14 protein-coding genes are annotated in these 19,927 nt (G+C 71.5%); 11 read left to right on the forward strand and 3 right to left on the reverse strand.

Annotated features, from left to right (window positions below):
• Nucleotides 1-169 precede the first annotated feature (169 nt).
• The 3 genes from ACIQ6Y_RS24325 to mfd all read left to right on the forward strand — a co-directional run bounded on the left by ACIQ6Y_RS24325 (nucleotide 170) and on the right by mfd (nucleotide 7,391).
• Nucleotides 170-958: an ABC transporter ATP-binding protein gene (locus ACIQ6Y_RS24325; RefSeq protein WP_404042058.1), complete on the forward strand. Its 789-nt coding sequence runs from the start codon at nucleotides 170-172 to the stop codon at nucleotides 956-958.
• Nucleotides 955-3,534, forward strand: coding sequence for an ABC transporter permease (locus ACIQ6Y_RS24330; RefSeq protein ID WP_404042059.1), 2,580 nt, complete (start codon nucleotides 955-957; stop codon nucleotides 3,532-3,534). The genes ACIQ6Y_RS24325 and ACIQ6Y_RS24330 overlap by 4 nt, the downstream gene beginning before the upstream one ends.
• A gap of 323 nt (nucleotides 3,535-3,857) precedes the next feature.
• Nucleotides 3,858-7,391 (forward strand): transcription-repair coupling factor, encoded by a 3,534-nt coding sequence (gene mfd, locus ACIQ6Y_RS24335; protein WP_404042060.1) that lies wholly within the window; start codon nucleotides 3,858-3,860, stop codon nucleotides 7,389-7,391.
• Nucleotides 7,392-7,578: 187 nt separating this feature from the next.
• Here mfd and ACIQ6Y_RS24340 read toward each other — a convergent pair whose 3' ends face one another.
• Nucleotides 7,579-7,767, reverse strand: a complete 189-nt coding sequence (locus ACIQ6Y_RS24340) for an antitoxin (protein ID WP_404042061.1) — start codon at nucleotides 7,765-7,767, stop codon at nucleotides 7,579-7,581.
• Nucleotides 7,768-7,928: 161 nt separating this feature from the next.
• Here ACIQ6Y_RS24340 and ACIQ6Y_RS24345 point away from each other — a divergent pair, with 161 nt between their 5' ends.
• Together ACIQ6Y_RS24345 and ACIQ6Y_RS24350 are read left to right on the forward strand one after the other, a co-directional pair.
• Nucleotides 7,929-8,660 (forward strand): HNH endonuclease family protein, encoded by a 732-nt coding sequence (locus ACIQ6Y_RS24345; RefSeq protein ID WP_404042062.1) that lies wholly within the window; start codon nucleotides 7,929-7,931, stop codon nucleotides 8,658-8,660.
• Between the two features lie 74 nt (nucleotides 8,661-8,734).
• Nucleotides 8,735-9,478 carry an N-acetyltransferase gene (locus ACIQ6Y_RS24350; RefSeq protein WP_404042063.1) on the forward strand — a complete coding sequence of 248 codons (744 nt, stop codon included), beginning with the start codon at nucleotides 8,735-8,737 and terminating at the stop codon, nucleotides 9,476-9,478.
• Nucleotides 9,479-9,515: 37 nt separating this feature from the next.
• Here ACIQ6Y_RS24350 and ACIQ6Y_RS24355 read toward each other — a convergent pair whose 3' ends face one another.
• The gene (locus ACIQ6Y_RS24355; protein WP_404042064.1) at nucleotides 9,516-10,283 is read right to left on the reverse strand and encodes a hypothetical protein; all 768 of its coding nucleotides are present in this window, start codon (nucleotides 10,281-10,283) and stop codon (nucleotides 9,516-9,518) included.
• Nucleotides 10,284-10,477: 194 nt separating this feature from the next.
• On the reverse strand, nucleotides 10,478-11,179 hold the full coding sequence (locus ACIQ6Y_RS24360) for a hypothetical protein (protein WP_404042065.1): 702 nt from the start codon (nucleotides 11,177-11,179) through the stop codon (nucleotides 10,478-10,480).
• Between the two features lie 226 nt (nucleotides 11,180-11,405).
• Here ACIQ6Y_RS24360 and ACIQ6Y_RS24365 point away from each other — a divergent pair, with 226 nt between their 5' ends.
• The 6 genes from ACIQ6Y_RS24365 to ACIQ6Y_RS24390 all read left to right on the forward strand — a co-directional run bounded on the left by ACIQ6Y_RS24365 (nucleotide 11,406) and on the right by ACIQ6Y_RS24390 (nucleotide 19,783).
• Nucleotides 11,406-13,595 (forward strand): N-6 DNA methylase, encoded by a 2,190-nt coding sequence (locus ACIQ6Y_RS24365; protein WP_404042170.1) that lies wholly within the window; start codon nucleotides 11,406-11,408, stop codon nucleotides 13,593-13,595.
• Between the two features lie 249 nt (nucleotides 13,596-13,844).
• Nucleotides 13,845-14,498, forward strand: coding sequence for a hypothetical protein (locus ACIQ6Y_RS24370; protein WP_404042066.1), 654 nt, complete (start codon nucleotides 13,845-13,847; stop codon nucleotides 14,496-14,498).
• A gap of 38 nt (nucleotides 14,499-14,536) precedes the next feature.
• Nucleotides 14,537-16,021 (forward strand): protein kinase, encoded by a 1,485-nt coding sequence (locus ACIQ6Y_RS24375; protein WP_404042171.1) that lies wholly within the window; start codon nucleotides 14,537-14,539, stop codon nucleotides 16,019-16,021.
• Nucleotides 16,022-16,245: 224 nt separating this feature from the next.
• Nucleotides 16,246-16,893, forward strand: a complete 648-nt coding sequence (locus tag ACIQ6Y_RS24380) for a SurA N-terminal domain-containing protein (protein WP_404042067.1) — start codon at nucleotides 16,246-16,248, stop codon at nucleotides 16,891-16,893.
• A gap of 198 nt (nucleotides 16,894-17,091) precedes the next feature.
• Nucleotides 17,092-18,123 (forward strand): nucleoside triphosphate pyrophosphohydrolase, encoded by a 1,032-nt coding sequence (locus ACIQ6Y_RS24385; protein ID WP_404042068.1) that lies wholly within the window; start codon nucleotides 17,092-17,094, stop codon nucleotides 18,121-18,123.
• 409 nt (nucleotides 18,124-18,532) lie between these two features.
• Entirely contained in the window at nucleotides 18,533-19,783 is a 1,251-nt protein-coding gene (locus ACIQ6Y_RS24390) for a cytochrome P450 (RefSeq protein WP_404042172.1), read from the forward strand.
• Nucleotides 19,784-19,927: the final 144 nt, after the last annotated feature.

Genomic DNA, 19,927 nt, shown 5'->3' on the forward strand with positions numbered 1-19,927 from the left:
CTAATCTGGCATTACGCCGCTGGGGACGGCGTACCCGAACGACGAGGGTGGGGTTTTCCCCCGCACAAGACGGGGCCGTGCACCAGCGCGCCGGACCTGCCCCGGCCAGCAGACTCATGGACGTACCGATTCACCCGGACCGTCTGACGACCGACTTAGGAGACATACCGTGACTTCGGCTGTGACCATTCCCGGGCACAAAAGCACTGGAGGGCGTACGGCCGTCGCCGCGCGGGCGCGACAGGTCGTCAAGGCGTACGGGTCGGGGGAGACCCGGGTCGTCGCCCTGGACCACGTGGACGTGGACATCGCCCGCGGCCGGTTCACCGCGATCATGGGCCCGTCGGGGTCCGGCAAGTCCACGCTGATGCACTGCCTGGCCGGGCTCGACACCGTGACGAGCGGTCAGATCTATCTGGACGACACCGAGATCACCGGCCTGAAGGACAAGAAGCTCACACAGCTGCGCCGGGACCGGATCGGGTTCATCTTCCAGGCGTTCAACCTGCTGCCCACGCTGAACGCGATCGAGAACATCACGCTGCCCATGGACATCGCCGGCCGCAAGCCCGACCGGGCGTGGCTGGACCGGGTCGTGGAGACCGTCGGGCTCGCCGGGCGGCTCAAGCACCGGCCCACCCAGCTCTCCGGCGGCCAGCAGCAGCGCGTTGCCGTGGCCCGGGCGCTCGCCGCCCGGCCCGAGATCATCTTCGGTGACGAGCCGACCGGAAACCTCGACTCGCGCGCGGGCGCCGAGGTCCTCGGCTTCCTGCGCCGCTCGGTGACCGAGCTGGGCCAGACCATCGTCATGGTCACCCACGACCCCGTCGCCGCCTCCTACGCCGACCGCGTGCTGTACCTCGCCGACGGCCGCATCGTCGACGAGATGCACCAGCCGACCGCCGAGCAGGTGCTGGACCGCATGAAGGACTTCGACGCCCGGGGGCGTACGTCATGACCGTGCTGAAGACCTCGATGCGCAACTTCTTCGCGCACAAGGGCCGGATGGCGCTGTCGGCGGTGGCGGTGGTGCTGTCGGTGGCGTTCGTGTGCGGCACGCTGGTGTTCACCGACACCATGAACACGACGTTCGACAAGCTGTTCCAGGCCACCGCCTCCGATGTCACCGTCAGCCCGAAGGAAGCCTCCGGCACCGGTGAGACCACCTCCGACAACGGCCGCCCGCCCGCCATGCCGGCGTCCGTGCTGGAGAAGGTCCGCGCAGTCGACGGTGTGCGGTCGGCGGAGGGTGCCGTCTTCTCGACGTCGGTGACCGTCGTCGACGCCGACAAGGACAACCTCTCGCCCTCCAGCGGCGCCCCGACCATCGTCGGCAACTGGAACGACAACGAGGCGCGCACCATGAAGGTCGCCTCCGGCTCGGCGCCGAAGGGCCCGGACCAGGTGATGGTCGACGCCGACACCGCCGACAAGCACCACCTCAAGATCGGCGACGAGCTCGGCGTCATCACGGCCGTCGGCACGCACAGGGCGAAGATCTCCGGCGTCGTCGAGTTCAAGGTCACCAACCCCGGTGCCGCGCTGTTCTACCTCGACACCAAGACCGCGCAAGCGGCGCTGGTCGGCGAGAGCGGCGTCTACACCGACGTCAACGTCACCGCCGCGCCCGGCATGACCGACGCGCAGGTCAAGCGCAACGTCGTCGAGGCCCTCGGCGGGGGCTACCAGGTGCAGACCGCCAAGGAGGTCGCCGACGAGAACGCCAAGGACGTCGGCGAGTTCATGAACGTCATCAAGTACGCCATGCTCGGCTTCGCCGGCATCGCGTTCCTGGTGGGGGTGTTCCTGATCATCAACACCTTCTCCATGCTGGTCGCCCAGCGCACCCGTGAGATCGGCCTGATGCGGGCCATCGGCTCCAGCCGCAAGCAGGTCAACCGGTCCGTGCTGGTCGAGGCGCTGCTGCTCGGTGTCGTCGGCTCGGTGCTCGGCGCCGGCGCGGGCGTCGGCCTCGCGATCGGGCTGATGAAGCTCATGGGCCTGATGGGCATGAACCTGTCCACCAGGGACCTGACGGTCGCCTGGACGACCCCGGCGCTCGGCCTGTTCCTCGGCGTCGTCGTCACCGTCCTGGCCGCCTACCTGCCCGCCCGCCGCGCGGGCCGGATCTCGCCGATGGCCGCCCTGCGCGACGCCGGCACCCCGGCCGACACCAAGGCCGGTGTCATACGCGCCCTGATCGGTCTCGCCCTCACCGGCGCGGGCGGCTTCGCCCTGTACGTCACCACGACCGTGGACAAGGCGAGCGAGGGCGCGCAGTTCCTCGGCCTGGGCATCGTCCTCACCCTCATCGGCTTCGTCGTCATCGGACCCGTCCTCGCCGGCGGTGTCGTACGGGTCCTCAGCGCCGTCCTGCTGCGCATGTTCGGGCCCGTCGGCCGCATGGCCGAGCGCAACGCGTTGCGCAACCCGCGCCGCACCGGCGCCACGGGGGCCGCGCTGATGATCGGCCTCGCGCTGGTGGCGTGTCTGTCGGTGGTGGGCTCCTCGATGGTGGCTTCCGCGACGGACGAGCTCGACAAGAGCGTGGGCACGGACTTCATCGTCCAGAACGACGGCGACCAGCTGATCACCGCGCAGGCCGTCAAGGCGATCAAGGACACCCCGGGGCTGGAGCGGGTCACCGAGTACAAGTGGCTCCAGGCCGACTTCCGCACCCCGGACGGCAAGACGCTCGAGGGCACCGCGCTGTCGGCCGCCGACCCGACGTATCCCCAGGACGTGCGCGTGGAGACGGTCCAGGGCAAGCTCGCCGACGCCTACCGGCCCGACTCGATGTCCGTCCACGAGGAGTTCGCCAAGGACCACGGCATCCGCCTCGGCTCCACGATCGACGTCACCCTTCCCGGTGACGCCACCGCGAAGCTGACGGTCCGCGCGATCACCAGCAGCGACGCCGTCATCGACCAGGGCGCGATGTACACCTCCATCAGCACGCTGGCCAAGCATGTACGGGCCGAGGACATGCCGCTGGATATGCTGGTCTTCGCCTCGGCGAAGGACGGCCAGGAGGCGGCCGCGTACAAGGCGCTGAAGGCGTCGATGCACGACTACCCGCAGTACCAGGTCCGCGACCAGACCGACTACAAGGAGGCCCTGAAGGACCAGGTCGGCCAGCTGCTGAACATGATCTACGGGCTGCTGGTCCTGGCGATCGTCGTCGCGATCCTCGGTGTGGTGAACACCCTCGCCCTGTCGGTCGTCGAGCGGACCCGGGAGATCGGCCTGATGCGGGCCATCGGCCTCTCACGGCGCCAGCTGCGCCGCATGATCCGCCTGGAGTCGGTCGTCATCGCCCTCTTCGGCGCGCTGCTCGGCCTCGGACTCGGCATGGGCTGGGGCGTGACCGCCCAGAAGCTCCTGTCCCTGGAGGGCCTGAAGGTTCTGGAGATCCCCTGGCCGACCATCACCGGCGTGCTCGTCGGCTCGGCCCTGGTGGGCCTGCTCGCGGCACTGATCCCGGCGTTCCGCGCGGGACGGATGAACGTCCTGAACGCGATCGGCACCGACTAGCCATCATTCGCGGGGGAAGGGCCCGGCCGACCGGCGGGCCCCAGCGGGGGGAGGCCCGGCCCGGAGTCACCACGACTCCGGGCCGGGCCTCACGCGCGTGGCGTGGCGGACGCCGCGGAGGTCTCCTGGTGCGCCGGGCCGGCCCCCAGGGGGCGCCCGGCGCGGGAGTCACCTGGTTTTCCGGGCCGGCCCTCGCAGGGCGTGGCCGGGGGCCCGTTCGATTCCGCCGGGTGATCGCCCCCGCGTGGACGTACTCTGGGAAGCCCGGCCCGCACCGCGTGTCGGGCCCTTCGCGTTGCCCACCTGGACGGAAAGCCCCCTCCATGAGTCTGCACGGTCTGCTCGACGCCGTCGTCAAGGACACCGCCCTCGCGGAAGCGATCACGGCGGCCGCGGACGGCAACCGCATGCATGTCGACCTCGTCGGCCCGCCGGCGACCCGCCCCTTCGCGATCGCCGGTCTCGCCCGCGAGGCCGGACGCACGGTCCTCGCCGTCACCGCGACCGGCCGCGAGGCCGAGGACCTCGCGGCCGCCCTGCGCTCCCTGCTGCCGTCGGACACCGTCGTGGAGTACCCCTCCTGGGAGACGCTGCCGCACGAGCGGCTCAGCCCCCGCAGCGACACCGTCGGCCGCCGCCTCGCCGTGCTGCGCCGCCTCACCCACCCGCGCCCCGACGACCCCGAGACCGGCCCGGTCTCCGTCGTCGTCTCGCCCGTACGGTCCGTGCTCCAGCCGCAGGTCAAGGGCCTGGGCGAGCTGGAGCCGGTCGCCCTGCGCACCGGGCAGAGCGCCGATCTGAACGAGATCGTCGAGGCTCTCGCGGCAGCCGCGTACGCGCGCGTGGAGCTCGTCGAGAAGCGCGGCGAGTTCGCCGTACGCGGCGGCATCCTCGATGTGTTCCCGCCCACCGAGGAACACCCCCTGCGCGTCGAGTTCTGGGGCGACGACGTCGAGGAGATCCGCTACTTCAAGGTCGCCGACCAGCGCTCCCTCGAAGTCGCCGAGCACGGCCTGTGGGCGCCGCCCTGCCGTGAACTTCTGTTGACGGAAGACGTCCGCACGCGTGCGCGTGCCCTCGCCGAGCAGCACCCCGAGCTGGGCGAGCTGCTCGGCAAGATCGCCGAGGGCATCGCGGTGGAGGGCATGGAGTCCCTCGCACCGGTGCTGGTCGACGACATGGAACTGCTGCTCGACGTCCTGCCCAAGGGCGCCATGGCCGTCGTGTGCGATCCGGAGCGGGTACGCACGCGTGCCGCCGATCTCGTCGCCACGAGTCAGGAGTTCCTGCAGGCGTCCTGGGCGGCCACCGCGGGCGGCGGCGAGGCGCCCATCGACGTCGGCGCGGCCTCCCTGTGGTCCATCGCGGACGTCCGTGACCGCGCGCGTGAGCTGGACATGATGTGGTGGTCGGTGTCGCCGTTCGCCGCCGACGAAGAGCTCGACGCGGACACGCTCAAGGTCGGCATGCACGCCCCCGAGACCTATCGCGGCGACACCGCCAAGGCGCTCGCCGACACCAAGGGCTGGCTCGCCGACGGCTGGCGCACCGTCTTCGTCACCGAGGGCCACGGCCCGGCCGCCCGCACCGTCGAGGTCCTCGGCGGCGAGGGCGTCGCCGCCCGCCTGGAGGCCGACCTGGGCGAGATCGAGCCCTCGGTCGTGCACGTGGCGTGCGGGTCGATCGAGCACGGCTTCGTCCACCCGGCGCTGAAGGTCGCCGTCCTCACCGAGACCGACCTGTCCGGGCAGAAGGCCGCCGGACGCGACGGCACCCGCATGCCCGCGCGGCGCCGCAAGACCATCGACCCGCTCACCCTGGAGGCGGGCGACTACATCGTCCACGAGCAGCACGGCGTCGGCCGCTACATCGAGATGGTCCAGCGCACCGTCCAGGGCGCCACGCGCGAGTACCTCGTCGTCGAGTACGCCCCCGCCAAGCGCGGCCAGCCCGGCGACCGGCTGTACATCCCCACCGACCAGCTGGAACAGATCACCAAGTATGTCGGCGGCGAGGCCCCCACCCTGCACCGCCTGGGCGGCGCCGACTGGACCAAGACCAAGGCGCGCGCCAAGAAGGCCGTCAAGGAGATCGCCGCCGACCTGATCAAGCTGTACAGCGCGCGCATGGCCGCGCCCGGCCACCCCTTCGGGCCGGACACGCCCTGGCAGCGTGAATTGGAGGACGCCTTCCCCTACGCGGAGACGCCCGACCAGCTCACCACGATCGCCGAGGTCAAGGAGGACATGGAGAAGACGGTCCCCATGGACCGCCTGATCTGCGGCGACGTCGGCTACGGCAAGACCGAGATCGCGGTACGGGCCGCCTTCAAGGCCGTCCAGGACGGCAAGCAGGTCGCCGTGCTCGTGCCGACCACGCTGCTGGTGCAGCAGCACTTCGGCACCTTCAGCGAGCGGTACGCGCAGTTCCCGGTGGCCGTGAAGGCGCTGTCCCGCTTCCAGACCGACACCGAGGCGAAGGCCGTCCTGGAGGGGCTGCGCGAGGGCTCGGTGGACGTCGTCATCGGCACGCACCGGCTGTTCGCCTCCGAGACCAAGTTCAAGGACCTCGGCCTGGTCATCGTCGACGAGGAGCAGCGCTTCGGCGTCGAGCACAAGGAGCAGCTGAAGAAGCTGCGCGCCAACGTCGACGTGCTGACCATGTCCGCGACCCCGATCCCGCGCACCCTGGAGATGGCGGTCACCGGCATCCGCGAGATGTCGACGATCACCACCCCGCCCGAGGAACGGCACCCGGTGCTGACCTTCGTGGGCCCGTACGAGGAGAAGCAGATCGGCGCCGCGATCCGCCGCGAGCTGCTGCGCGAGGGCCAGGTCTTCTACATCCACAACCGCGTCGAGTCCATCGACCGCGCGGCGGCCCGGCTGCGGGACATCGTCCCCGAGGCGCGCATCGCCACCGCGCACGGCCAGATGTCGGAGTCGGCCCTGGAGCAGGTCGTCGTCGACTTCTGGGAGAAGAAGTTCGACGTGCTCGTCTCCACGACGATCGTCGAGTCCGGCATCGACATCTCCAACGCCAACACCCTGATCGTGGAACGCGGCGACACCTTCGGCCTCTCCCAGCTGCACCAGCTGCGCGGCCGCGTCGGCCGTGGCCGCGAGCGCGGGTACGCCTACTTCCTGTACCCGCCGGAGAAGCCGCTGACGGAGACCGCCCACGAACGGCTCGCCACCATCGCCCAGCACACCGAGATGGGCGCGGGCATGTACGTCGCCATGAAGGACCTGGAGATCCGCGGCGCCGGCAACCTGCTCGGCGGCGAACAGTCCGGGCACATCGCGGGCGTCGGCTTCGACCTGTACGTGCGGATGGTCGGCGAGGCCGTCGCGGACTACCGGCGCCAACTGGAGAGCGGGGAGATCGAGGAGGAGCCGCCGCTCGAGGTCAAGATCGAGCTGCCGGTCGACGCGCACGTCCCGCACGACTACGCCCCCGGCGAGCGGCTGCGCCTCCAGGCGTACCGGGCCATCGCCTCCGCCAACACGGAGGAGGACATCAAGGCCGTCCGCGAGGAACTCCTCGACCGCTACGGCAAGTTGCCCGAGCCGGTGGAGAACCTGCTGCTGGTGGCGGGCCTGCGGATGCTCGCACGGGCGTGCGGCGTCGGCGAGATCGTGCTGCAGGGCACCAACATCCGCTTCGCACCGGTGGAGTTGCGCGAGTCGCAGGAGCTGCGGCTGAAGCGGCTGTACCCGGGGTCCGTCATCAAGCCGGCGGCCCATCAGGTGCTGGCGCCGCGGCCGAAGACCGCGAAGGTGGGCGGGAAGCCGCTGGTCGGGCGGGACCTGCTGGGCTGGGTCGGGGAGTTCCTGGCGTCGGTGCTGGGGTCGTAGGGCCGAGCTGTGCGGGGGGTCGGACGGGTCACGTTCGGGCGGGCGGGTCACGTTCGGTCGTGAGGGCTGGAAGTGAAGCCGTCCGCGGTCGGTGGGGAACGGCGGACGGCTTCCTTTTCCGGATGGTCGAGGCGGGCCCACGTCGGTTCGCCGACGGGCCCGTGCACTCTTCCGTGGATCTCCGGGTCTACTGCTGGTCGGGCGAGTCGTCCTGGTCCATGCCCAGCCGGCGCTCGGCCTGCCGCTGTGCGGCGTCGACCTGGCTCTCGTACTTGTTGCCCGTCCTCTCGTTGACCTGCTTCTCGGCGGCGTCGGACATGCCCTTGGCCTTGTCGCGTGCCGCCTGGTTGCTCTTGAACCTGTCGAAGATGCCCATCCAGAGCTCCTTCCGGAGGTGACTCACGATCGACGATACGCCCGAGTTGCGAGTCATGTGCAAGTTGGAGCGGTTATGGTCTGGACCTCTCTACCGCTACCGTGGGGCAGGTGTCTCATGGGTGGGGTGATCGTGTGCCGAGGCGGTGTCTCACGCGCGGCGTGCTGGGTGCAGGCGCTGTACTGGTGGCCGGGACGGTCCTGGCGGGCTGTACGGGGAGCGGACTCCCCGGCGAGAGCGGCTCGTCAGCGTCCGGCACGTACGGAACCAGCCCCTTGGTCGACCCGGACGGAACGAAACCAGGGCTGGCCCCGATCTCGTCCGAGCAGGACGAGGCGACGGCGCGTGAGCTGATCGCCGAGCTGTCGACCAAGGGGCGTGGCCCGAAGACGGGTTACGACCGGGACGAGTTCGGCTACGCGTGGATGGACACGGCAGACGGGGTGCCGCTGGCGAGGAACGGCTGTGACACGCGGAACGACCTGCTCAAACTCCATGGGCGCAACGTCCGGTTCCGTACGGGGTCGGACTGCGTGGTCGTGTCGATGGACCTCTACGACCCGTACACCGGCAAGGACATCGCCTGGAAGAAGGCGAAGGCCACGGAGGTGCAGATCGACCACGTGGTGCCGTTGTCGTACGCCTGGCAGATGGGTGCCGCCCGCTGGAGCGAGGACAAGCGGCGGAGACTGGCCAACGACGCGCTGAACCTCCTGCCGGTCTCGGGCCCCACGAACTCCGCAAAGCGCGACTCCGGCCCGGCGTCCTGGCTGCCGCCCAACAAGGCGATCCGCTGCTCGTACGCGGTGCGGTTCGCACAGGTGGCGCGGAAGTACGAACTGGCTGTCACGGCCCCGGACAAGAGCGCCATGCTCCGCCAGTGCGGAGGCTGAAGCCACCGCCTTTGCCGGGCCTCGGCGGGGAAAACCGTTTCCGGGGTGCTCGCCCCTCTGCCTACGGTGAGCGCATGGACGTGAAGGTGTCGACTCTCGCCGACCGCCCCGACCTGGTGGAGCCGGTCTTCGCCATGGCGGACACCTGGCCGGAGTTCGTGACGCAGGACCCCGTGGGCAACGCCCACTACGGCCGTATCGCCACGGAGTTCCCGCAGTACGCCCTGGCCGCCCAGGACGAGCGGGGCGAGGTGGTCGCGCACGCCTTCAGCGTGCCGTTCGCCCTGGACGCCGAGGGACGTGGCGAACTGCCCGCACGCGGCTGGGACCAGGTGCTCGTCTGGGCCTTCTCCGACCTGCGCCGCGGTGTCACGCCCGACACCGTCAGCGCGATCTCCGTCGTCGTCGCGCCGCACGCCCAAGGGGCCGGACTGTCCGGCCGTATGCTCACCGCGATGCACGACAACGCGGCCGCGCTGGGCCACCGCCAGGTCGTCGCCCCCGTACGCCCCAACGCCAAGCACCTCGAACCCCGTACGCCCATGCGGGAGTACGCCCGTCGGGTGCGCCCCGACGGTCTGCCGCAGGACCCCTGGCTGCGGCAGCACGCCCGCGCGGGCGCCGCCGTGGAGTCGGTGGCGCCCGCGTCGATGACCGTGGCGGCCTCGCTGGAGGAGTGGCGCAGTTGGACCGGTCTGCCGTTCGACACCGACGGCGAGGTGGAGGTGCCCGGCGCACTGGTGCCGGTGCGGGTGTCGCTGGCGCACGGGCACGCGGTGTATGTCGAGCCGAACGTGTGGATGCGGCGGGTGTTCTGAGGCTTGTGCCTCTTGTGCCTCTTGCGCCTCTTGTGCCTCAGCCGAGGTCGTCGAGGTCCAGGATCTCGCCGGCCGGCTTCTTCGCCGCGACGGGCTTGTCGTAGTCGCTGAGGACGAGGCTGCCGCTGTCGCCGGCGGCGTCGCTGTCCAGCCGCAGGACGTACGGCTTGCCCTCGGTGGCGACGTACGCCGTGTACGTGTCCTTGCCGTCCTTCTCCTTGAGGGCCAGCGCCGGGGTGCCGTCGACGGTGGTGGTCCGGCCGCGGGTGGCGGCCGAGGCGCCCTCGGTGTCGTCGCCGAGCAGCGTGTCGAGGTCGCACAGGTCGGCGATCTCGGCGGCCTCGGAGTCCTTCCCCGCCGTGGTCCACTTCCCGGCGAGCATGTCCACCGCCGCGTCGGAGTCCTCCTGGGGCTCGCCCTCCATCTGGGCGCGCAGGAACGCCTCGTCGTAGCGCATGTAGACGGCGCCGCCGACCCTGATCACGTCCGTCTTGCCACCGTCCGCGCTCAGCGTGCCGACGCAGTCCCCCTTGGTGTCCAGGGCGATGTCGATCCGCAGCGGGCCGCCGCTCGTGTCGTCCTGGATGTCGCCCTTCACCCGTACCGACCGGGCGCCCATGGTCGCCTCGAAGGCCTGGTCCAGGATCTCGCCGCCACTCAGGCCGGGGAACGGCTCCTCGGCCCTGGACGCGGTCGAAGTGGCGGCTCCGCCGGTGCTCTTGTCGTTGCCGCTGTCGGCGCAGCCGGTGAAGACGACGGCCGTGGTGGCGGCGATGCAGAGGGCGGCAACAGTGTTGATGCGCATGGCAGTTCCTCGGGGTGCTGATGCGGTGTGGTGAAGGTGAGGGGGGTGGTGGAGGTGGAGCGGGGTGGTGTGGGAGCCAGGGGTGGTGCGGTGCGGTGCTGTGTTGATGCGGTGATGCGGTGATGCGGTGATGCGGTGGTGCGGGGCCGGCGGGGCGCCGCGCGGTCGGGCCACGCCCCGCACGAGGGGCTCGGTCAGGCCTTCTTCCAGTCCTTGCAGCCCGACGTCTTGAAGTAGGCGTCCGAGGCGCCGATGGTCACGACCGCGGTGCCGGAGACGTTGTTGTTCGCGAGGATCGAGTCGATGGAGTGGTCGGCGTCCTTGGCGCGCTCCCAGTAGCACATGTCGTCGGTGTTCCCCGTCGACTTGTACGTACCCGGGGCGATGTCGACACCGACCTTGAACATGCCGCCGTCGCCGGCCATCTCGGTCTTCGGGGCGCCGCTCTTGGCGTTCGGGTCGACGGTCTCCCAGTCGGCACAGTCGCTGGACGTGAACAGCTTGTCCGTGGCCTTGACGGTGACATAGCTGGTGCCGGTGACGTTGTCGTTCGCCAGCAGGGAGTCGAGTTCGCCGGAGGCGTCCTTGGCGCGCTCCCAGTAGCACATGCCGTCGGTGTTGCCGGTGCTGCGGTAGGTGCCGGGCTTGATGTCGCTGCCGACCTGGTAGTCACCGCTGCCGCCGATGGAGGCGGCCTTCTCGGGGTCCTTCTCGGTGTCCTTGTCGGCTGCCTTGCCGGTGTCCTTGGTGTCGCCGCCCGGCTTGCGGTCCGCGGCCGCGGAAGAGCCCTTGCCGCTACCCGAGGTGCCGCTGTCGCTGTTGTCACCGGCGTTCGCCGAGACGGCGGCGATGACGACGACGCCCACGACGGCACCCAGCGCGACCTTGCCCTTCATGCCCATGACTGTCCCTCCCCTAAGCGATGTGACTGCCTCGGACCGGCAGCCGCTCGTTCGCTGGGTCAATAAGAGCATGTGCTGTGAACCGAGTCAACACGATTCACAGTGTCGAGTGGGTGCACGGCCGTGAACTCGTGAACCGCGCGCAGTGCTCGTGAATCGGTAGATCTTGCGTACGTCGGTATGCTCGACGCCACACAGGGGACGAGGGGAGCGGATGCCAGTGCAGGACAACGCGACAGAGGTGACGGCCGCCGGAATCGCACGGCTCGCCGGCGTCGGCCGCGCCGCCGTGAGCAACTGGCGCCGTCGGCACGCCGACTTCCCCAAGCCCGTCGGCGGCACCGAGACCAGCCCCTCCTTCGCGCTCTCCGAGGTGGAGGCATGGCTGCGCCGCCAGGGCAAACTCGCCGAGGTGCCCCTGCGGGAACGCGTCTGGCAGCAACTCGCCGGACACCCCGAGGGGCCGGTCGCGGCACTCGCCCACGCCGGGTGCGTGCTGCTGCTCATCCACGACCGGCCGACGGTGTGGCTGGAGGTCAGCGCCGGCTCCGACGAACGACTGGCCGCGATGCTGCCGGAGGCGCTGCGGCAGGTGATCGTGACGCGCTTCGGGGGGGACGGCGGGTCGGGTGCCACAGAGGGCTCTGTGAACACTCCGGATGCGCAGGGCGCCGGAGCGTCTGTTCACGGCACATCGTCTGTTCACGGCACATCTGCTGGTCCCGGCACACCCCCCGGAAGCCGACCCCCCGTCGCGAACCGCCGCCGGGCCATGTACACCGTCGGCGCCGTTCACATCCCCACCGGCCCGGAGATCCTTCCCTCCGCCCCCCTCCTGCGCGGCGCGGCCGAACTCGCGGCCGAGCTCGGTGCCCGGCAGACCTTCGAGTTCCTGCTCGGCCGGCACCTCGACGCCAACCCGCGGCAGTACACCCTCACGCCCGCCGAACTCGCTCACCTCATGGCCGAGCTCGCCGGGCCCGCTCGTACCGTCCTGGACCCGGCCTGCGGCACGGGCGCCCTGCTGCGTGCCGTCGACTCCCGCCCCGAGCAGGAGTTGTACGCCCAGGACAGTGCCCCCGAGCTGGCCGCGCTCACCGCGTTCCGGCTCGCCCTGAACACCCGCGCCTCCGTGCACAGCGCGGCCGGTGACACCCTGCGGGCCGACGGCCACCCCGGCCTGCGCGCCGACGCCGTCCTGTGCCACCCGCCGTTCAACGAGCGCAACTGGGGCCACGACGAACTCGCCTACGACCCGCGCTGGGAGTACGGCTTCCCGGCCCGCAACGAGTCCGAGCTGGCGTGGGTCCAGCACGCACTCGCCCGGCTGCGGGACGGCGGCACGGCCGTGCTGCTCATGCCGCCCGCCGCGGCCTCCCGCCGTTCCGGCCGCCGTATCCGGGCCGACCTGCTGCGCCGCGGGGCGCTGCGCGCGGTCGTCGCGCTGCCCATCGGCGCCGCGCCGCCGTACAACATCCCGCTGCACCTGTGGGTGCTGCGCCGGCCCGGGCAGGTGCCCGGACAGCCGGAGGTGCTGCTCGCGGATGCCGGGCAGTTCGCCGGCGAGGGCCGTGGCGGGCCCGACTGGCGTGCCGTGCAGGAGGCCGTGCTCGACGCCTGGCGCGCCTTCGACCGCGCGGGCACGGTCGAGGAGCAGCCGGGCGTGGCCCGCGCGGTGCCCGTCATCGAACTCCTCGACGACGACGTCGACCTCGCCCCCGCCCGCCACCTCCCGCCCCCGGCCGCGGCCGACGGCGCGGAACAGCTCACCGCCGTACGCGAGCGCCTCGGCGAGACCCTGCGGCTCACGGCCGACCTCGCCCCCGCTCCGGGCGGCGCCGCCCAGCCCGCGCGCTGGCCGCTGACCACCGTCGGCGAACTCGCGCGCGGGGGCGCCCTGGTGATGCGCACCGGCGGAAACGGCGGCCACGCGCGTGTGCCCGTGCTCACCGACCACGACGTGCTGGCCGGCACCGCTCCCTCCGGCACGCTGCCCGAGAGCGACGAGGAGGCCGTGCTGACGGAGCCCGGCGACGTCGTCGTGCCGGTGCTCGGGGGCGGCGCGGTGGCGCGCGTCATCGACGACGCGACCGGGGGCGCCGCCCTGGGGCGCAACCTCGTCCTGCTGCGCCCCGACCCCACGGCGCTCGACCCCTGGTTCCTGGCCGGCTTCCTGCGCGGCACGGCCAACAACCGCCAGGCCAGCAGCTTCGCCTCCACCGCCACCCGCCTCGACGTACGACGCCTGCAACTGCCCCGGCTCGCACTCGACGAACAACGGCGCTACGGCGCGCGTTTCCACGCACTCGACGAGTTCGAGCGCGCGCTCAGGCACGCCAGCCGGCTCGGGGAACAGCTGGTGCGCGGGATGTACGACGGGCTGACGGACGGCACGGTGACGCCGGAGTGAGACCTAGCGAGACCGGAGTGACGCCGTAGGGCGAGAGGGCGCGACGCCGTAGTGCGAGAGGGCTCGCGGCACCGGCTCGCGGGCGCGTGTCGCCGTGCGTGGTGATCAGGACGACAACGGTTCGGTACAACCCGGACCGGTTGTCCGTATCGGCCTATACGCTCGAAGCGACAATGGGCCGACCGGCGTTGCCCGACGCCGGCCGGTCCCCGTTCGCCCGGCCCCGGGCACCAGGCACCAGGAGCTGTCATGCATGGCCACGGCTACACGCAGCCGTCGAAGCAGCCGCCCCCCACGGGGTGGCTGGTCTTCCTGCGCGTGCTGTTCGTGGTGATCTCGGTCCTCAGTCTCGGATTCCTCGCCTGGTCGATGCTGCTGCGGCTGGCGATCGTGACGCGCAAGTCGCTCGACTGGGGCCTGTTCGTCGCCGTGCTGGCCGTGGACATCCTCGCGATGGTGCTGCTGGGCAGCGAGCCGGGGGACGAGATCCACACGGCCGGGGGCTGGACCGGGCTCGGCCTGCTCCTGATCACGCTCGTGGTGGTGATCGCGTACTACCTCGCCGCGGACGTGCGCCACTTCCACCAGCTTCGCTACGGCCCGTATGCCCCCCAGCCGGCGTACGGCTACCCGTCCGCCCCGGGGGCGTACGCCTCGACGACGGCCACCACCATGCACCACCCGCCGCTCAACCCGAGTCCCCCGAGTGCCCCTAGCGCCCCGCACACCCCGCCCCCGATACCCGGTCCTGGGCCCGCCGCCACCGCGCCGCCCGCGCACACCCCGCCGCCCCAGCGCCCCGGCCCGGCCCGTATCGACCAAGTGCGCGCCGAACTCGACGAACTCAGCCACTACCTGCGCAACCAGGACGGCCAGGACGGCCGGCACGAGGGCGGACGGTGAGCGTGACGGCGGGACGTGTCGTCGCCGGCCGCTACCAACTGGCCACGCTCATCGGCCAGGGCGGCATGGGCCAGGTGTGGACGGCGTACGACCAGAGACTCGACCGGCGTGTGGCGGTGAAGCTGCTGCGCCCCGACAAGGTGGCCGGGCAGGAGGCCGAGGAGCTGCGCCGCCGGTTCGTGCGCGAGTGCCGGGTGACCGCGCAGGTCGACCACCCGGGGCTCGTCACCGTGCACGACGCGGGCAGCGAGGGCGAGGAACTGTTCCTCGTCATGCAGTACGTCGACGGGGCGGACCTCTCCGACCACCTCGCGGAGCACGATCCGTACCCGTGGCAGTGGGCGGTGGCGGTCGCGGCGCAGTTGTGCGCCGTGCTGAGCGCCGTGCACGCTGTGCCGATCGTGCACCGCGATCTCAAGCCGCGCAATGTGATGGTGAAGCAGGACGGCACGGTCACCGTCCTCGACCTCGGTGTCGCGTCCGTCATGGACACCGACACCACGCGGCTGACCCACACCGGCTCGCCGATCGGCTCGCCCGCCTACATGGCGCCGGAGCAGGCCATGGGCGGCGCTGTCGGGCCGTACACGGACCTGTACGCGCTCGGTGTGCTCCTGCACGAACTGCTCAGCGGGAACGTCCCCTTCGCGGGCTCCACCGCGCTCGGCGTGCTGCACCGGCACCTGTACGAGCCCCCGCTGCCGGTGCGTCGCCTGCGCCCGGAGGTCCCCCAGGCCCTCGAGGACCTCGTCCTGCGCCTGCTCGCCAAGGACCCCCAGCACCGGCCGGGCTCCGCGCAGGAGGTGTACGAGGAACTGTCGCCGCTCCTGCCGGGGCGCGGCACGCCCACGGGGGCGCCCCTCGACCCCACGCGCCCCTTCCTGCGCCCGCACGCCCCGTGGCCGGACCGCGCGCGTACGCCCGCGCCCAATCCCGCCCCGGTCGCACCGGCCGACGAGAAGCCGGACGTCGCCGGCGCCGTCGACGAGGTCAAGCGGCTGCTCGGCGAGGGCCGCATCACCCAGGCCGTCGACATCCTCGGCGCGATCCTCCCGGCTGCCGCCGAGCAGCACGGCGAGCACTCGCCGGTCGTGCGCACCCTGCGCAAGCAGTACGCGGCCACGCTCCTGGACGACGGCCAGTACCGGCGCGCGCTGCCCGAACTGCGCCGCCTCGCCGACGAACGCGCCGCCGAGGCCGGCCAGGCCGACCCGCAGTCGCTGCGCTACCGCTACGACGCCGCCCAGTGCCTGGAGCAGCTCGGCGAACCGGCGGCCGCACTCGCCGCCTACCGGGAGCTGCTGCCGTACTACGAGAACCAGTACGTCTCCGGGGACCCCGAGCTCGCCCACGACGTGCGCCGCCGCATCGGCCACCTGCTGCTCGCCCTGGGCGACCGGGCGGCCGCCCACGACACCCTGATGCGCCTCCTCCACGACGTCGAACGCCTGAGGGGACCGGCCCATCCGCTGGTGGCCGACATCCGGCGGACGTTGCAGTGGCTGGGGCAGGTGCGTGGCTGACCGGCCGCCGCCCCTGCGGAAGGTGATCGATCGGTTCGGGTCCCGCCGGCCGAAGGGCGACCTCCAGGGCTGAGGCAGGGGCCCCTGAGCGGGTGGACCGCGCGGCGGTGCCCGAAGTCCCGGTGAATCGTTGGTCGAATGGGTTGGCCAGAGCTGCGCCGCTGCCTAACATCGATCACCGCAAGACTTTGTGCACCGTCGCACAATCTCCTCGGGAGGCTTCCTTGCACCGCCGCCGTCGCACCGCGCTCGTCCTCACCGCCGCGATCGCCGCCGCGGGCCCCTTGCTCACCGCCTGCGGAAACGATGCGCACCCCGGTGCGGCGGCCGTCGTCGGCGGGCAGCGGATCACCGTCTCCCAGCTGGAGAACCGCGTCGAGGAGGTCCGCGAGGCCCAGCGCGCCGCGGTGACGGACGAGGCCCAGTACAGCCAGGCCATCGCCAAGACCGGCACCCTCACCCGTGACACCCTGCACGGCATGGTCCTCGACCGGGTCCTGCACCGTGCCGCCCAGGACGCGGGCGTCACCGTCAGCCGCCGCGAGGTCCAGCAGATGCGCGCCGGCCTCGAACAGCAGGCAGGCGGCGCCAAGGCGCTGCAGACGGCCTGGCTGCAGCAGTACTCGGTCGCACCGGAGCGCCTCGACGAGAACCTGCACCTCCAGCTGGAGGCCCAGAAGCTCGCCGAGTCCCTCGGTACCGACACCAGCCAGCCCGCCTTCTGGAAGGCCCTGTCCGAGGCGTCCAAGGAACTCGACGTCGACCTCAACCCGCGCTACGGCACCTGGGACGCGGAGAAGGTCGGCCGGGTGGACACCAAGGCACCGTGGGTACGGGACGTCACGACGGCGGGGGAGGAGCGACCGGCGTAGGCGTAACGGTACGGCGGATGGCCGGACGGCCGGACGCGGCCGGACGCGGCCGGATGGCCGCATGCCGGAACGGCGGGACGGCGGAACGGCGGGACGATCTGGCGAGGCCAGTCGTCGACAGGTGAATAATCCGATGATCCGATCCGGCCTGTGGACAACTCTCGTCGATCTGTCCGCGGCTTGCGTTACGTTCGGATCGTGAACGCAACCAGCTTCGAACCCGCCCCGGAGCCCCAGGCACACCCGGAGCCCCACGACACCCCCGGCCGCATCGTCCTGCTCACCACCAGCCACCGGGTCGCCCCCGGCCTGCTGTCCTGGCCCGCCTGGCAGGCGCTGCGCACCGCCGACCGTGTCCTGTGCGCGGACGGCGCCCACCCGCAGCTGCCGTATCTGCGGGAAGCGGGGATAACCGTGGCCGAGGCCTCACCGACGGCCGAGGAGCTGGTGGACGCCTGCGCGGGCGGACACACGGTGGTGGTCGTGGCGACGGGGGAGGGTGAGCCGGCCCTGACGGACGGCCTGGCCCGCCTCGCCGGCTCCGGCCGGGTACGGATGCCGGAGCTGGAGCTGCTCCCCGCCTCCTACGACCTGCCGGGCGCCCGGCTCCTCGATCTGGTGCAGGTCATGGACCGCATCCGCGCGGAGTGCCCGTGGTCGTCGCGGCAGACCCACGAGGGCCTGGCGAAGTACGGCATCGAGGAGGCGTACGAGCTGGTCGAGGCGATCGAGGAGGGCGACCGCGACGAACTGCGCGAGGAGCTGGGGGACGTCCTGCTCCAGGTCGTCTTTCACGCGCGGATCGCCGAGGAGCACCCCGACGCCCCGTTCTCCATCGACGACGTGGCCGGCGGCATCGTCGCCAAGCTCATCCACCGCCATCCGCATGTCTTCGGGGACGAGACCGCCACCACGCCCGAGGAGGTCAAGGCGCACTGGCTGCGCACCAAGGCGGAGGAGAAGCGCCGCTCCTCCGTGACCGAGGGCATCCCCCTGCACCAGCCGGGCCTCGCCCTCGCCGCCAAGCTCGCCTCCCGAGCCCGCACGGCAGGCCTGGACGTCCCCCTGCCCCACACCGACGCCATCGGCTACGAACTCCTCGCCCTGGCGGTCCGCGCCGAGACCGAGGGCGTGGACCCGGAAGCGGCCCTCAGAGCAGCGGCCCGCGCCTACCGGGACGCGATACGCGAGACGGAGACGGCCGGGGGAGACACGGGCACCCAGCGCTGACCCGAGAGGGGACCGACCGGGGCGGACACCGGGGTCCCCCGGTCTCAAGCCGCACCCATCACTGGCCCGAGAGGGGACCGATCGGGGGCAGACCCCGGGCTGCCCCGGCCCCAAGCCGCGCCCATCGCTGACCCAAGACCGGACTGACCGGCGGCGAACACCGGACTGACCGGCGGCGAACACCGGACTGACCCGGCCCCAAGCCACAGCCCACACCACACCCCCAGCCACCATCCCCTCACCTCCTCAAGCCCCCTCCCCAACCCGTTACCGTCAACCGGTGACCAACCACCCCCACCCCAGCCCCGACACGACCCCCGGCCCAGACGCCACCCCCAGCCCCGACTCCACCCCCGACCCCGACACCACCCCCACCCCCCACCCCCCTTCCCACCCCGCACCCCCCGAGCTGTTCACCTGGGAGTTCGCCACAGACCCGTACCCCGCCTACGCCTGGCTCCGGGAGCACGCGCCGGTGCGGAAGACGCGGTTGCCGAGTGGGGTGGAGGCGTGGCTGGTCACGCGTTATGCCGATGCCAAGCAGGCGCTGGCGGACGCGCGGTTGTCGAAGAACCCGGAGCATCACGACGAGCCGGCGCACGCGAAGGGGAAGACGGGGATTCCCGGTGAGCGCAAGGCGGAGTTGATGACGCATCTGCTGAACATCGACCCGCCGGACCACACCAGGCTCCGGCGGCTGGTGAGCAAGGCGTTCACACCGCGCAGGGTGGCCGAGTTCGCGCCGCGGGTGCAGGAGTTGACCGACCACCTCATCGACCAGTTCGCGGCGAAGGGTTCGGCGGACCTCATCCATGAGTTCGCCTTCCCGCTGCCCATCTACGCCATCTGCGACATGCTGGGCGTCCCGCGGGAGGACCAGGACGACTTCCGGGACTGGGCGGGCATGATGATCCGGCACGGCGGCGGCCCGCGGGGCGGGGTCGCGCGGTCGGTCAAGAAGATGCGCGGCTATCTCGCCGAGCTCATCCACCGCAAGCGGGAGGCGCTGCCCGCGGAGCCCGCGCCGGGCGAGGACCTCATCTCGGGCCTCATCCGCGCCTCGGACCATGGGGAGCACCTCACCGAGAACGAGGCGGCGGCGATGGCGTTCATCCTGCTGTTCGCCGGGTTCGAGACGACCGTGAACCTCATCGGCAACGGCACGTTCGCCCTGCTCACGCACCCCGAGCAGCGCGAGCGTCTCCAGCGCTCGCTCGCCGCGGAGGAGACCGGCCTCCTCGCGACCGGCGTGGAGGAACTGCTGCGTTTCGACGGGCCGGTGGAGCTGGCGACCTGGCGGTTCGCCACCGAGCCGCTGGCCATCGGCGGGCAGGACATCGCGGCCGGCGACCCCGTGCTGGTGGTGCTGGCCGCGGCGGACCGGGACCCGGCCCGGTTCGAGGACCCGGACACCCTCGACCTCGCCCGCCGCGACAACCAGCATCTGGGGTACGGGCACGGCATCCACTACTGCCTGGGCGCCCCGTTGGCCCGGCTGGAGGGGCAGACCGCGCTGGCCACACTGCTCACCCGGCTGCCGGACCTGCGACTGGCCGCGGATCCGGCCGAGTTGCGCTGGCGCGGCGGCCTCATCATGCGGGGCCTGCGCACGCTGCCGGTGGAGTTCACCCCCAGTGCCGGGGCCGGCACAGGAAGCTGACACAGACAAACGTGACACACCCTCAAGTCTGTGATCTTCACGTGATCTGTGCGGCATTAACTTGTGACAAGTGATCGTCTGCCGATACGTTCACCCATCAGTGCGGCGCCCCGCATCACACGCCGCGCCGATCACTGCTGTCGC

Origin of the sequence: Streptomyces sp. NPDC096205 (assembly GCF_044763135.1) — a bacterium.
Classification (GTDB): Bacteria; Actinomycetota; Actinomycetes; order Streptomycetales; family Streptomycetaceae; genus Streptomyces.

Bases quoted from the DNA above. Each gene is read 5' to 3' on its own strand.
- mfd (WP_404042060.1), top strand. From the start codon at position 3,858: ATGAGTCTGCACGGTCTGCTCGACGCCGTCGTCAAGGACACCGCCCTC.
- ACIQ6Y_RS24360 (WP_404042065.1), bottom strand. From the start codon at position 11,179: ATGAAGGGCAAGGTCGCGCTGGGTGCCGTCGTGGGCGTCGTCGTCATC.
- ACIQ6Y_RS24330 (WP_404042059.1), top strand. From the start codon at position 955: ATGACCGTGCTGAAGACCTCGATGCGCAACTTCTTCGCGCACAAGGGC.
- ACIQ6Y_RS24370 (WP_404042066.1), top strand. From the start codon at position 13,845: ATGCATGGCCACGGCTACACGCAGCCGTCGAAGCAGCCGCCCCCCACG.
- ACIQ6Y_RS24350 (WP_404042063.1), top strand. From the start codon at position 8,735: ATGGACGTGAAGGTGTCGACTCTCGCCGACCGCCCCGACCTGGTGGAG.
- ACIQ6Y_RS24340 (WP_404042061.1), bottom strand. From the start codon at position 7,767: ATGGGCATCTTCGACAGGTTCAAGAGCAACCAGGCGGCACGCGACAAG.
- ACIQ6Y_RS24355 (WP_404042064.1), bottom strand. From the start codon at position 10,283: ATGCGCATCAACACTGTTGCCGCCCTCTGCATCGCCGCCACCACGGCC.